This is a genomic window from Gemmatimonadaceae bacterium, from assembly GCA_020851035.1.
Lineage (GTDB): Bacteria > Gemmatimonadota > Gemmatimonadetes > Gemmatimonadales > Gemmatimonadaceae > JACMLX01.
The window spans coordinates 110,964-123,714 of the sequence record JADZDM010000002.1; the positions used below are offsets into that span (position 1 = coordinate 110,964).

Annotated in this window: 10 protein-coding genes; 6 read left to right on the forward strand and 4 right to left on the reverse strand. The window is 70.0% G+C overall.

Translation table 11 applies throughout. From position 1 onward, the window contains the following. The first annotated feature begins 2 nt into the window (after nucleotides 1–2). A complete protein-coding gene (locus IT355_01365; GenBank protein MCC7051883.1) occupies nucleotides 3–356 on the forward strand; it encodes a hypothetical protein in 354 nt (117 codons plus the stop codon). A gap of 18 nt (nucleotides 357–374) precedes the next feature. Here the strand turns inward: IT355_01365 and IT355_01370 are convergent, their stop codons facing one another. Beyond that, entirely contained in the window at nucleotides 375–1,958 is a 1,584-nt protein-coding gene (locus IT355_01370; protein MCC7051884.1) for a hypothetical protein, read from the reverse strand. Nucleotides 1,959–2,243: 285 nt separating this feature from the next. On the opposite strand from IT355_01370, the gene IT355_01375 reads away from it, so the two are divergent. Both IT355_01375 and IT355_01380 read left to right on the forward strand, forming a co-directional pair. After that, nucleotides 2,244–2,645, forward strand: coding sequence for a BlaI/MecI/CopY family transcriptional regulator (locus tag IT355_01375; GenBank protein MCC7051885.1), 402 nt, complete (start codon nucleotides 2,244–2,246; stop codon nucleotides 2,643–2,645). After that, nucleotides 2,642–4,195: a hypothetical protein gene (locus IT355_01380; GenBank protein MCC7051886.1), complete on the forward strand. Its 1,554-nt coding sequence runs from the start codon at nucleotides 2,642–2,644 to the stop codon at nucleotides 4,193–4,195. The genes IT355_01375 and IT355_01380 overlap by 4 nt, the downstream gene beginning before the upstream one ends. A 172-nt stretch (nucleotides 4,196–4,367) precedes the next feature. Here IT355_01380 and IT355_01385 read toward each other — a convergent pair whose 3' ends face one another. Both IT355_01385 and IT355_01390 read right to left on the reverse strand, forming a co-directional pair. Beyond that, nucleotides 4,368–6,260: an ABC transporter ATP-binding protein gene (locus tag IT355_01385; protein MCC7051887.1), complete on the reverse strand. Its 1,893-nt coding sequence runs from the start codon at nucleotides 6,258–6,260 to the stop codon at nucleotides 4,368–4,370. 239 nt (nucleotides 6,261–6,499) lie between these two features. Further along, nucleotides 6,500–7,648: a hypothetical protein gene (locus tag IT355_01390; GenBank protein ID MCC7051888.1), complete on the reverse strand. Its 1,149-nt coding sequence runs from the start codon at nucleotides 7,646–7,648 to the stop codon at nucleotides 6,500–6,502. Between the two features lie 370 nt (nucleotides 7,649–8,018). On the opposite strand from IT355_01390, the gene IT355_01395 reads away from it, so the two are divergent. Both IT355_01395 and IT355_01400 read left to right on the forward strand, forming a co-directional pair. Continuing rightward, entirely contained in the window at nucleotides 8,019–9,737 is a 1,719-nt protein-coding gene (locus IT355_01395) for a GMC family oxidoreductase (GenBank protein MCC7051889.1), read from the forward strand. Further along, nucleotides 9,737–10,429, forward strand: a complete 693-nt coding sequence (locus tag IT355_01400; GenBank protein ID MCC7051890.1) for a gluconate 2-dehydrogenase subunit 3 family protein — start codon at nucleotides 9,737–9,739, stop codon at nucleotides 10,427–10,429. The genes IT355_01395 and IT355_01400 overlap by 1 nt, the downstream gene beginning before the upstream one ends. Nucleotides 10,430–10,518: 89 nt before the next feature. Here IT355_01400 and IT355_01405 read toward each other — a convergent pair whose 3' ends face one another. Continuing rightward, on the reverse strand, nucleotides 10,519–11,715 hold the full coding sequence (locus tag IT355_01405; GenBank protein MCC7051891.1) for a hypothetical protein: 1,197 nt from the start codon (nucleotides 11,713–11,715) through the stop codon (nucleotides 10,519–10,521). Between the two features lie 395 nt (nucleotides 11,716–12,110). Here IT355_01405 and IT355_01410 point away from each other — a divergent pair, with 395 nt between their 5' ends. Then, entirely contained in the window at nucleotides 12,111–12,683 is a 573-nt protein-coding gene (locus IT355_01410) for a PEP-CTERM sorting domain-containing protein (protein MCC7051892.1), read from the forward strand. Nucleotides 12,684–12,751: the final 68 nt, after the last annotated feature.

A 12,751-nucleotide genomic window follows, 5' to 3' on the forward strand; every position in this document is an offset into this window, starting at 1 on the left:
CGATGCCTTTCCCCCGTATCCCCGGCGCAACCCGCCCGGCCGGCACGCGGTTCCCGCTGCCCATCCTGGTCATCCTGCTCGCGGTGCTCGTGCCTGGCGTGTCCCGCGCCCAGGCCGCAGCGCGCGCCCAGGGCGACACGCCGTCACGCAGCGCTGAGACGCGCCGCGTGGCGGACTCACTGACCGTGCAGCGGCTCCGTCATCCGAAGGCAAAGCCGGCGGGATACTCCGCCACCGCCGGTGCGCGCAGCGCCGTGCCGGGCAAGCACCTTGGCGCGGTGGACACCACGACCTATCCGGCGATGGTCACGACGCCGCTGCCCCGCAAGAACCGCCGGAGCGCGACGACGCCCTGACCGCACCTGTGCCGGTGGTCAGCCGACGGCCGGTGGCGCCGGCGGCGGCCAGGGGGTGGCGAAGTCCGTGATTCCCGTGCCGCGGCAGACCGCCGCGCGATTCCAGACGGCGATCGACTGGTTCGCCCAGCCGACGTGGATCTCGTCGTCGCGCACCGCCAGGACCGCGATCTCGCCGTGCATCTCGAGCGGTTCGGTCCATCGTGATGCGTTCACGTCCAGCACGCGCAGCAGCGAGTGCGCCCCGTGCGGACGCTCCCGGGTCGAGACGACGAGCAGCCATCCCGGCCCGATCCAGCGCGCGATCCGTCCCTGCACGGACTGGAACTCCGCGTGCACGGCACCGGTCGCCGCGTCCAGCAGCACCAGCCCCGCATCGCCGAGGACGGCGAGCGCCGGTCGCACCGACCACGGATCCACGTCGAGATCGGTGACCCCCTCGAACGAGAGGCGACTGCCGAGCGGCGTGCTCCAGCGTGCAGTGGCGCTGATGCGCGCGCCGTGCGACGACGGCAGCCGCGCCCCGACGACGGTGTCGCCGATCAGGCCCATCACATGCGTGCCACTCGACACGAGGTGCGAGAAGCGGCCCGCGCAGTGCGCGATGCGGTGCTGCGAGGCGACGGCCTGCGACTGGTTCAGCAGGGCCACCCGCCCATCGTGCAGGCCCAGCAGGAAGCCGTGTGCGCCGTGCGGTGCGATGGCGGTCACGGCGCCGCAGGCGATCGGCTCCCAGGCGCCAGCATCGGTGCGCCGCACGCCCTCGCAGAGCAGCGATCGCGCGATGAGTTCGGTGCCCGCGCGCGACAGCCAGACGTCGGTCAGGCGCGCGACGTCCCAGTCCGCGCGATGCCCGGGCATGGTCGCCACCGGCTCCATCACGGCGGCGTCACCGCGCACGACGTACAGCACGTTGTCGCTCTCGGCCAGGCCGCCGGCAGGCTGCAGGTGGCAGAACACGCCGCGCGGACTCCCGCTGGACGGCCAGTCGGCCGAGCCATGCTGCTCGCGAAGCGGGATCTGCGGCGTGGCACGAGAGATCGAGAGTGTGGCACGGCGCACCCACTCCTCGGTGGTGCGCAGTTCGCCGCCCGTGGTGCTCGCCTGGAGCGCGGCGACATCCCACGAGAACGCCGTGACGAACTCGCGCAGCGCGGCGGCCGGCGTGCATGGGGCGAGATGAAGTTCTGCCTCCAGCCCGAGGTCGCCGTCATCGAACTGCACGACACGCAGGTGCTTCGACAGGCTGCCGGCGGCCCAGCGGGAGAGGGCGGTCATGTCCGTCTCGTCGCGATCGCTGACACGACTGGACGCGCAGCAGAAACGGGCCGTGAGGCGGTCGCTGGCGATGGCGATCTCGAAGCCGTCACAGACGGGCGCTGCATCGGCATCGCCGAGTGTCAGTCCTGCCACGCGGTACGGCATCGTGAGGCCACGATACCCGATGAGGTCGCGCTCCTCGGATGCGGCGCCGTCGGGGAGGACGCTGAAGTCCACCCGGGTCCACGGATCGACGGCGGCGATCTCGCCTCCCAGCACCTGAAACACCGTACAGTTGTCTGCGAGGCCGGACTCGCGGCTCCCGAGGGGAATCATCGTCATGCTGGGTACAGTCAGGAGAACCGCGAAGCGCACTCGTCAGATGAACGATTAGAACCCTTTACTCTGCTCACGTTACGGTGCCGATCATCCGTTTCCCAGAGTGCGAAATCCCCGGAATTTCGGCGGTGATTCGCCACGACATCCTGTCCCGTGGCACTGGCCACCCCCGCCGTGCGGAGCGCCGGCGTACGGCCCGGACGATCTCTTAAGGTCATAGTTGACAAAAGACGGGAGAACCGCCACTGTGGTGTCCGAACCCCACACTTCTGACCGCGGGAGGCGCCTGTGCCGACGTTCACGAGTCGCGAGCTGGACATCATGACGGTGTTGTGGCAGCGGGGGGCCTCCACGGCGGCGGAGGTGCGGGACGCACTGGCGGCGGAGGGGATCGAGCTGGCGTACAACACCGTGCTGACGATCCTCCGGATCCTGCAGGAGAAGGGGCATGTGGGACACGAGGCGGAAGGGCGGGCCCATCGGTTCCGTTCCCTCGTGGCGCGCGACGCGGCGTCGCGGACGGCGGTGCGGCGCCTGCTCGACGGCCTGTTCGACCGGTCGCCGGAGGCGTTGCTGACCCACCTCGTGCGCGACGAGGGGCTGGACCGAGCGGCGCTGGAGCGGCTGCGGGCGCTGCTGGACTCGGAGCTGTCGGCGACGGAGTCGGCGGACGACCGGGGTGACGCATGATCGCCGTGTCGATGGTCTCGCTGACGGTGATCGGGGCGCTGATTGCCGGGGCCGCGTGGATGGCTGACCGGGCGTGCCGGCACCTGGGCCTGCCGCGGCGCTGGACCTGGCTGCTGGCGATGCTGGCGATGTGCGCGGCGCCGCTGCTGCCCGACGGCGTGGTGCGGCGGATCCCGGTCATGACCGTGCCGTCGAACGCCGGCGGCTCCGGCGGCCTGCGTGCGGGGCCGGCCGATGCGAGCGTGGCGACCGGCTCGGACGGGCCCGCCGACGCGCGCGCCGGCAGCTCGGCAGTGCTCCGTCAGGGGAGCGGCTTCGCGAGGGTCGTCGCGCGGCTGCGTCCGCTGGACGGGGCGTTGATGGCGGCGTGGGGCCTGACCAGCTTCCTGCTGCTCGCCATCACCGCCCACGGCGCGCGGGGGCTGGCCAGCGCGCGCCGCCGCTGGCAGCTCCACCAGCGGGAGAGCTTCGCGTCGTCCGCCGTGTGGGTGTCCGACGACGAAATGGGGCCGGCCGCCTTCGGCACCGGCCGCGCCGAGATCGTGATTCCGCGGTGGGCCCTGTCGCTTCCGCCGATCGATCGCCGGCTCCTGCTCCTGCACGAGCGTTCCCATGTGGAAGCGCAGGACCCGCGGCTGCTCGCGATCGGCCTCGCCCTCGTGATCGTCGTCCCGTGGCTGGTGCCGCTGCGCTGGGCCTTCCGGCGCCTGCAGCGTGCGATCGAGCAGGACTGCGACCGCCGCGTGCTGCGGCGGCCGCAGCTGGCACGACGGTATGCCGAGTTGCTGCTGCATGTCGCGGAGCGAGGCATCGGGGCGCCTGGCTGGTCGCAGCGGGCGCTGTCACGGACCGGCACCTCCGTGGCGACGATGACGTCGTTGTGTCCCGCCGAGGCCATGCTCGAGTCGCGGATCCGCGGCATGGTGCAGGCCCCGGTGACGTGGCGGAGCCGTGCCCACGCCAGCAGCGGCCTGCTCGCCGCGGCGCTGCTCGGGGTCGTGGCCGGCACGGTGCCGGTGCCGCAGCTGGTGTCGCCGGTGCCGGCGGCGCCGCGTTTCGATGTGCTGATGCAGGCGAATGCGCTGTCGCGTGACGAGGCCTGGGCCCGCCGCCGCTGTGCCGACTGCCGCCCGCTCCTCGGTGACGACTCGGTGTACTTCGCGCGCAACGACTCACTGGTGATGGACGCCATCGCGCGCACGCGCCCGGAGCTGCTGCGGCTGGCGGCGACCGCGACGCCGTATGTGGCGGTGGCGCTGACGCCGCGGAACGAGGTGGTGTCGCAGTCGATCCGGGCCGGCGCGCCGCCGCGCATGCTCGACACCCTGCACGCCGACACCCTGCACGCCGATGCCCGCATCGCGGCGGCCGTGGCGCAGGCCCGCCTCGCGGTGGACGCGGTCAGCGAGGCGATCTACGCGGCGAAGATGGAACTCATCGCCAACGAGCCCGCCTCCTACCTCGACTCGCTGGGGATCAGTCACCTGCGCGTGAACGACCGGCCGCTGACCGTGCTCTGGATGCGCTTCAAGGAACGTTCGGGGGAGTGACCCGTGTGCCGTTGCCGCGCGTTCCCAGCGCGGCTCCGGGAAATTCGGTGACAGTGCACTCGAAAATTCGGTGACAGTGCACTCGATCTCTCAATCCGGTGACAGTGCACTCGAATCCCGCGCGCGAATGACTGCACTGTCACCGGATTCCACTGTCACCGGATTCCACTCGTCAGCGGTACCCTGCCGCCTGCAGCTCGAACAGCTCCGCATAGCGCCCCCGCTGCGCGAGCAGCTCGGCGTGGGTGCCCGACGACTCCACCCGGCCGTCGGCCAGCACGAGGATGCGGTCGGCCATGCGCACGCTCGAGAACCGGTGCGAGATCAGCACGCCGGTCTTGCCGTCGCTCAGCTCCTTGAAGCGCTGGAACACCTCGTACTCGGCCCGCGCATCGAGGGCCGCGGTGGGCTCGTCGAGGATCAGGAGCTGCGCGTCGCGCATGTAGGCGCGCGCGATCGCCACCTTCTGCCATTCGCCACCGCTCAGGTCCACGCCCTTCCGGAAGCGCTTGCCGAGGGGGGTGTCGTAGCCCCGCGGCAGCCGGGCGATGACGTCGCTGGCCAGGCTGCGGTCGGCGGCGGCGGTGATCCGCGCCTGGTCCCCGCGCGCGTCGATCCGGCCGACCGAGATGTTCTCGCCCGCCGTCATGTTGAAGCGCACGAAGTCCTGGAAGATCACCCCGATGTTCGCCCGCAGCGCGCCGATGTCATACTCGCTCATGTCGTGCCCGTCCACGAGGATGCGGCCCTCGTCGGGATCGTAGAGCCGGGCCAGCAGCTTCACGATCGTCGTCTTCCCGGCCCCGTTCTCACCCACCAGTGCCAGCACCTCGCCCGCACGCAGCGTGAAGCTCAGGTGCCGCACCGCCCACCGCTCGGCGCCGGGATAGCGAAATCCCACGTCCTCGAACACGATTCCCCCCTGAAGCACCGGCGGGAACGGCCGCGGGTTCGCGGGGGAGCGGATCTCGGGCTGCACCTCGAAGAACGAGAACAGGTCATCGAGGTACAGCGCCTGGCTGGCGGTCTGCGTGAAGCCGATCAGCAACCCTTCCAGCAGGTTGCGCAGGCGGCGGAACGAGCCGGCCAGGAAGGTCAGGTCGCCGATCGAGAACTGGCCCGTGAGCGTGCGGAACACGATCATCGCGTACGCGGCGTAGTAGCCCAGCGTGCCGAGCGCCGTGAGTCCGCCCCCCCACGCCGCACGGCGGATGGCGAGACGGCGGTTCGCGTCATAGAAATCGTTGGCCAGGCGACGGTAGCGCTCGATCAGGAAGCCATTGAGCCCGAAGATCTTCACTTCCTTCGCCGTCTCGACGCTGGCGCCGGTCTGCCGGATGTAGTCCAGCTCGCGGCGGTCCGCGGTGCGCGAGTACGCCAGCGAGTAGCTGCGCTCGTTGAAGTACGCCTCGCCGAGGAAGGCCGGGATCAGCGCGACGAACAGCAGCAGGATCAGCAACGGTGCGTAGGCCACCATGCCGATGCCGAAGCTCACGATGGTGATGGCATCCTGCGCCTGGCCGAAGAGCTGGTTCATCAGCGTCATGCGGCCCGACGCCTGACGGCGTGCGCGTTCCAGCTTGTCCTGCTGCTCACTGTCCTCGAAGTCCTCGAGGTCGAGCGTGGCGGCGTGCTCCATGAGGCGCACGCTGGTGTCGTTCGAGAACTGCTCCGAGAGCAGCGAGTCGAGCAGGGACACAAGCCGCCCCAGCACGTCCGAGCTGACCGCCAACCCGAACTCCGCCGCCAGCAGCCAGAGCAGCCGCTCCGACGCAACGGCCGAGAGCCAGCCGCTGAGCGAGGCCGGCACGCCGCCGGCTCCCACGCGCACGATCACCCCGTCGATGATCAGCTTGCCCACGTACAACGTGAGCACCGGCAGCACCGCCCTCACCAGCCGGAGCAGCACCGTCCACACCGTCAGCGAGCGGCTGGTGGCCCAGATCAGCGCCAGGAACGGGGGGATGTTGCGGATCGCGCCGAGCCGGTCCCGCAACGAGCGCGTCGGCGCATTGCCGCTGCGGGCGATGGGATCGACGGACGGTGGCGGGCGGCGCGGCGGCATGCCGCAGCCTACTCGTTCAGTGCCAGCTCCGACACTGGCCGATCAGTAGATTCGGGGGATCGTCAAGAGAAACGGCATGACGCAAAGGCGCCAAGGACGCAAAGAAGGGCAACAGCCTGAAAGGGGAACGACGATCGCGTGGACGCTCCGAACTTGAGCGCGCAGTTCCTCCAGCAGTTCCTTTGCGTCCTTCGCGCCCATTGCGCCTTTGCGTCATGCCGTTCACGATCGAGAACTACCTACACCGGACGCGTTGCGCGACGGTAGGCGGCGGTGGCGAGTGTGCGCCAGTACGCGGTGTCGAGCGGCGCATCGGGCGGCTCGAGGCCGAGCGCGATGGCAGGCTCGCGGAGCGCATTGAAGCGGGCGATGAGCTGCTCGCGGAGCCGGCGTGAGGCCTGGGCGCGGGTGCGGGTGGCCTCGAGCGCGTGGATGGCCTGGAGAATGTAGGCGAGGGTGGCGCGGCCGGTTGCGTCCAGTGGCAGCACGAGTTGCCAGACAGCGCCGGGGAGCAGCGACCGGAGCGTGGCCTCGAGCTTCTCGAAGCGCTGCTGGACGCCACGCAGGCGGAAGCGGTCGCGGATGCCGTCCACCTTCACAGGCAGTGCGATGAAGTCGCGCCAGCAGGCGAGCCACTCCTCCACCACCGGGATCGCGCGGTCGGCCACCATCGTGTCGGAGGGCCAGCCACGATCGCAGAGCACCAGCCACGCCATCTCCTGCTCCTGGCGTGTCTGCACCGCGACGGCGAGGCCGCGCTCGCAGTCGTCGCACGCGGCGCGCACCTGGCGCGCGAGCTCCGCGGCCTCCGGCTCGAGGATCGGCAGGTCGGGCCACTCGTCGTCATCCGCGTCATCACCAGCAGCGATTGCGGTATCGCCGGACGCTGCGTCGTGGTCGCCGGTGCCGGCCTGCGCGGCGTCGCCGTGCTCCTGGCCTTCGTCACCGTCACCGTCGCCGTCGGCATCATCGTCCCGTGGTGCGATCCCCTCGATCGGCGCCGTGAGAGCGGCATCGGTCACGGTCGGCGCGGCCGGGGTGATCACGACCTCCACGAACGGCGCCTCCGACGCGACCGCCACGTCGCTGCCGGCGGTGGGGTGCTCCGCATCGGGCACCGGCGTGACGTCAGTCTCGGCATGCGTGGCGACGCGCACCGGCGTCGGCGCGGCGACCGTGGCCTCCGGCAGCTCGAGCGAACACACGGCGCCGGTCGCAACGGTGTCGCCGGTCACGATGCCGATGCGGACATCGCTCGCGACCTCGGCGTCCGGGAGCGCAGCGATGCCGCGCGCGTTCCGCTCCCGTTCCGCTGCCCGTGCCTTCCGGGCCGCGGACGCCTTGGATTCAGTCCCTCGCGCGCCCTTCGCCCCAGGCTTGTGTCGCATCGTGACCCAAGTTACGCGGCACGGTGGAACGCCAACACCCCGGCGCTGAAGTGACGGATGGCGTCGACGTGGCCCATGCGCGACGCACGGCGCACCGTGCCCGTACCGAACGAAAGCCCCAGCGCCACCACGCCCGCACGGCCACCGCTTGCGCGCGGTGGGACGCGTCGGGCGGTCCGTTCCTCGGCGGCGCGGCGCAGTGCGCACAGCCGGCCGAGTCCGAGCGCGGGCCCTCCCTCCCCCGGCCGCGCCCCCCGCTAAGTTCCGCCCCGGACACTCATCCCATGGAGCGCTCGACGTGGTTCAGGCCAGTCCCAAGTCAGAGACGAAGTACGACGTGATCGTGGTCGGATCGGGTGCCGGTGGCGGCATGGCAGCCTACCAGCTCGCCGTGGCGGGCCTGAAGGTCCTCGTGCTGGAAGCCGGTCGGACCTACGACCCGGTCCGCGAGACGCCGATGTTCAAGCTGCCGCGCCAGGCCCCGCTGCTCGGTGCCGGCACGAAGCACAAGCCCTTCGGCTTCTACGACGCGACTGTCGATGGCGGCTGGGAGGTGCCCGGTGAGCCGTACACCAACGCCCCCGGCACCGACTTCAAGTGGTGGCGCTCCCGCATGCTTGGCGGGCGCACCAACCACTGGGGCCGCATCTCGCTGCGGATGGGTGAGTACGACTTCAAGCCGAAGACGCGCGACGGCCTCGGCGCCGACTGGCCGCTGACGTACCAGGAACTGGCGCCGTACTACGACCGCACCGAGATGCTGATCGGCGTCTACGGCGGCGACGACGACCTCGAGAACACCCCCGGCTCACCGGCTGGTGTGCTGCAGCCTGCCCCGGTCCCGCGCGCGACCGAGCTGCTGACGAAGAAGCACGCCGCGCCACTGGGCATCCCGGTGATCCCGGCGCACCTCGCGATCATGACGCAGCGGCAGGATGCCGACGTGCTGCCGAAGAAGATCCACCCTGACAACCCGCTGGCGCAACGCGTGCTGGCGCAGTCGATGCGGCAGCGTGCCGCCTGCCTGTGGGCCACGCCGTGCGGGTGGGGCTGCAGCGTGAAGGCGAACTTCCAGTCCACCACCGTGCTCCTGCCGCCGGCACTGCTCACCGGCAACGTGGACATCGTGCCGGATGCGATGGTGCGCGAGGTCACGGTGGATGCGACGGGCAAGGCGACGGGGGTGAACTACATCGACAAGACCACGCGCACCGACCGGAAGGTCACCGCGCGCATCGTGGTGCTGGCCGCCAGCGCCGGCGAGACCGCACGCATCATGCTGAACTCGAAGAGCTCCCTCTTCCCGAACGGCGTGTCCAACGGCAGTGGCCTGGTCGGCAAGTACCTGATGGACACCGTGGGTGCCGGCATCGGCGGGCAGATCCCCGCGCTCGAGAACCTGCCGCCGCACAACACCGACGGCGCCAGCGGCATGCACATGTACATGCCGTGGTGGCTGTACAAGGAGCAGCTCGCGGGCAAGCTCGGGTTCGCACGCGGATATCACGTGGAGTTCGGCGGCGGACGCGGCATGCCGGGGCCCGGCATCTTCGGCGGGATGGACGCGCTCACCAACGGCGCGTACGGCAAGCGCCTGAAGGAGGAGGCGCGCCGCTACTACGGGAGCTGGATGTGGTTCGACGGGCGTGGCGAGATGATCCCGAACGAGGACTCGTACTGCGAGATCGACCCGAACGTGGTGGACCAGTGGGGCATCCCGGTGCTGCGCTTCCACTGGAAGTGGTCGGAGCACGAGACGAAGCAGGCCGCGCACATGGTGAAGACCTTCGCAGAGGTGATCGAGGCGATGGGCGGCACGGTGAACGAAAAGGTGGAAACCGACGGCGCGAAGGTGATCGCGGCCGGTGGCCAGATCATCCACGAGGTGGGCACCTGCCGCATGGGCACCGACCCGAAGACGTCGGTGCTCAACCAGTACTGCCAGTCGTGGGAAGTGAAGAACCTCTTCGTGACCGACGGCGCCCCGTTCGTGTCGAACGCCGACAAGAACCCCACGCTCTCGATCCTCGCCCTCGCGTGGCGCACCTGTGATCACATCCTGGCCGAGATGCAGCGGGGGAACATTTGATGAGCGACGAACAGGACACCACCCCGATGGACCGGCGCGAGGCGCTGAAGGTGATCGCGACGGCGGCTGCCGCCGCCTCACTCGGCGACGCCGCCCTCCCGTCGACCGCGGACGCACAGGCGACGGTGCAGATCGCACCCCGTCGCCGGCCGGCCGCCGCCGCGCCACCGAAGACCGGGCCGCGTGGCACACCCACCGACCCCGACCTGCTGAACGCCAGGGCGAACTGGCCGCGCCTCCTGAGTGCGCCGGAGCTGGCGACGCTCACGGCACTCTGCGACATGATCATCCCGGCCGACGACAGGAGTCCGGCCGCGTCCACGGTCGGTGTGCCAGCGTACATCAACGAGTATGTGAGCGCCCCGTACGACTGGGCCGAACGGTCGCTCGTGCGCGTGCGCGGCGGCCTCGCCTGGCTCGATGTCGAGAGCGCCAAGCGGTTCGGCAAGCAATTCGTGCAACTCACCGTGGCGCAGCGCACGCCGATCTGCGACGACATCTGCTACTGGATGACGGCGAAGCCTGAGTTCAAGGCCGCCGCCCGCTTCTTCGGCGAGATCCGCAACCTGACGCAGAGCGGCTTCTACACCAGTGATGCCGGCATGCGGGATCTGGGCTACGTCGGCAACGTCCCGCTGGCCAAGTTCGACGCGCCGCCGCCGGAAGTGTTGCGCAAGCTCGGGCTGGCCTGACCTGACGGGAGGTGGATGCTACGGGCCGCCCCGGATCCCCGGTGGCGGCCCGTCGTGCGTATGGCTCGTGCCGCCACGCGGACGCGCCGTCAGGGCACGAGTTCGTTGGTCGGCACGATGCGGAACCCGTTCGGATCCGCCTGCACCACGCGCTCGGCGAAGCGCTGGTCCACCTCACTGCGATTGCGGTCGCCATCCTCGAGCGTGGCCACGCCGCGGATGTACTGTCCCCAGCCCTCGTTCACGCCGTCGAACGCGCGGGATGACGACGAACTGCCACCACCCTTCAGCAGTTCACCCGTCTCCCGCATGCTCGCTGCGGCGGCGCGCAGCCGCTGCGCGAAGACGGCCGGGTTGATGCTCCAGCTGGCCCAGCTCCGCATCGCCGTCGGGAAGTGGCGCGCGAAGTCGCGGGACGGCGCCTGGATGTAGCTCGTGTAGAGGAACACCTGCCCCGGCTCGAACGGCGTGATGCCGATCAGGCCGAAGTAGTCCATGCTCTGTCCGTCGGTCACGGCGCGATAGCGGATGAGCGCCGCACGGCCCCCCTGCACCCACTCCATCGGGCGCGAATCGAGGATCGTGAGGGCGATCCGCTTGCCCGCCTGCTGCCCCAGCATCTCCGTCCCCCGCCGCAACGCCTCGACCGGGTCGTACGATGTGAGCGGCACCGGCGCGACCGCGCCGAGGCTCATGCCGCTGCCCGGCACGGGGCCCTGGATGTCCACCGCCCCCTTGTCCGCGAACCGGATCACCCATCCCGGGCCGAGGTCGATGTGGCCCGAGCCATCGGGGAGTGGCGTGCGCGTGAGGCGGTCTTCCACCGGTGCATCGGCTTCCGCCGCCCCGGCGGGCCCACCGAGCGAGGCCACCCGCATCAGGCGATCGACCGATCCTGCCATTGCCTGCCGCTCGTCCAGCATCACCACGGCCCGCCCGCCGTCGCCCTCCACCTCGATCAGGATGAGCCCCATCAGCGGCGTGCCGTCACGCTGCGCGCTGAAGGCGGCCTGGAGGCGGGTGTCACCCGGATCGGAGATGGCCTGGAGCAGTTGCGCACTGCCACCGAGATACTCCTGCATGCCGCGGATCAGCCCCTGCGCCAGCTGCCGCGCACTGCGGCTGCCGGACAGCGTGGTCGTGAACACCTGGCCGGAGCCGTCGGTCGGGAGGCTGCGCATGCCCGACGGGGCGTCGCCTTCCGCGCGGCCAGTGTTGCCACCGGCTCCGGAACTGGTGCAACCGATCACGAGCAGCGGGATGGCGAAGAGGGAGGCGAGGCGCATGGGCTTCAGAGCGGTGGGAGGTCGGCTTGAACGGGTCAGCTCCCCTCACGCGGCGATCGCGGGCGATCTGGCTCACATTCGCCTGCCCGCCAGCCGGTGGCGCAACCTGCTGGGATGGCGCGACATGATGCAGCTCGAGGGACGACGCTCCAGTGCCGGGGAAATGCGGTCTCGTCCACACCATGTGAGGCGCGAATGCCTCACCTCGATGTCCCGAATTTCGGCGACTCTCAACCACTGGGACCACAGAATCTCCATGTCGTTGAAACACAACATCTTGCAGTGATTGGACATTGCCAATCTGCAGCACACACTCGCGGAGCGGGATTTGCTGAAACTCATCCCCGAACGGGCAGCGCCCTGATGTGCAGTCCCCTCCCAATCGAGTACCTCATATGAAGAAGATCGCTGTGCTCACGGCGGCAATCGGTGCCCTCCTTCTCTCGCCGGGCACGGCCCTGGCGCAATCGGCTCCCGTCTGCACCGCTGCCACGACCATGACCGCGTTCAGCGGCTATGTCGCCTGCGCCGGCTCGTTCGGCGGGAACCTCAACGGGTCTGCGAGCGAACTGACGGATCTCTCGACGTTGTTCGGCGGCGTCTGGACCTACCTCGGCAAGTCGGACGACTCGGCCGCAGGACCGTTCGCTGGCGACCCCGCAGGGACGACGTCCGGCACGATCACGTTCGACGCGCTGATCACCGGCAAGTTCGTGCTCGGCGTGAAGGCGTCGAATCGCTATTCGTTCTACGAGTTCGATGGCGGCCTGGCCGGCATCATCTCGCTGCCGTACGAGACCATCGGCGTGGCGGTGAACGTGCGTGGCCTTCCGCAGGACGTCTCCCACATCGCGCTTTACAGTGGTCCGGCGAGCAGCGTGGTCCCCGAGCCGTCCACCTACGCGCTGATGGGCACCGGGCTGCTGGGCTTGGGCGCGTTGGTGCGCCGGCGCCGCAGCGGGAACTGAGCGGAAGCGTCCGACCTACGATGTACCAACCGCCCCGGGTCATGCCGGGGCGGTTTTCGTTTGCATCG

Bases quoted from the DNA above. Each gene is read 5' to 3' on its own strand.
- IT355_01395 (MCC7051889.1), top strand. From the start codon at position 8,019: ATGGCAGCCTACCAGCTCGCCGTGGCGGGCCTGAAGGTCCTCGTGCTG.
- IT355_01410 (MCC7051892.1), top strand. From the start codon at position 12,111: ATGAAGAAGATCGCTGTGCTCACGGCGGCAATCGGTGCCCTCCTTCTC.
- IT355_01365 (MCC7051883.1), top strand. From the start codon at position 3: ATGCCTTTCCCCCGTATCCCCGGCGCAACCCGCCCGGCCGGCACGCGG.
- IT355_01380 (MCC7051886.1), top strand. From the start codon at position 2,642: ATGATCGCCGTGTCGATGGTCTCGCTGACGGTGATCGGGGCGCTGATT.
- IT355_01385 (MCC7051887.1), bottom strand. From the start codon at position 6,260: ATGCCGCCGCGCCGCCCGCCACCGTCCGTCGATCCCATCGCCCGCAGC.
- IT355_01390 (MCC7051888.1), bottom strand. From the start codon at position 7,648: ATGCGACACAAGCCTGGGGCGAAGGGCGCGCGAGGGACTGAATCCAAG.
- IT355_01370 (MCC7051884.1), bottom strand. From the start codon at position 1,958: ATGACGATGATTCCCCTCGGGAGCCGCGAGTCCGGCCTCGCAGACAAC.
- IT355_01405 (MCC7051891.1), bottom strand. From the start codon at position 11,715: ATGCGCCTCGCCTCCCTCTTCGCCATCCCGCTGCTCGTGATCGGTTGC.
- IT355_01400 (MCC7051890.1), top strand. From the start codon at position 9,737: ATGAGCGACGAACAGGACACCACCCCGATGGACCGGCGCGAGGCGCTG.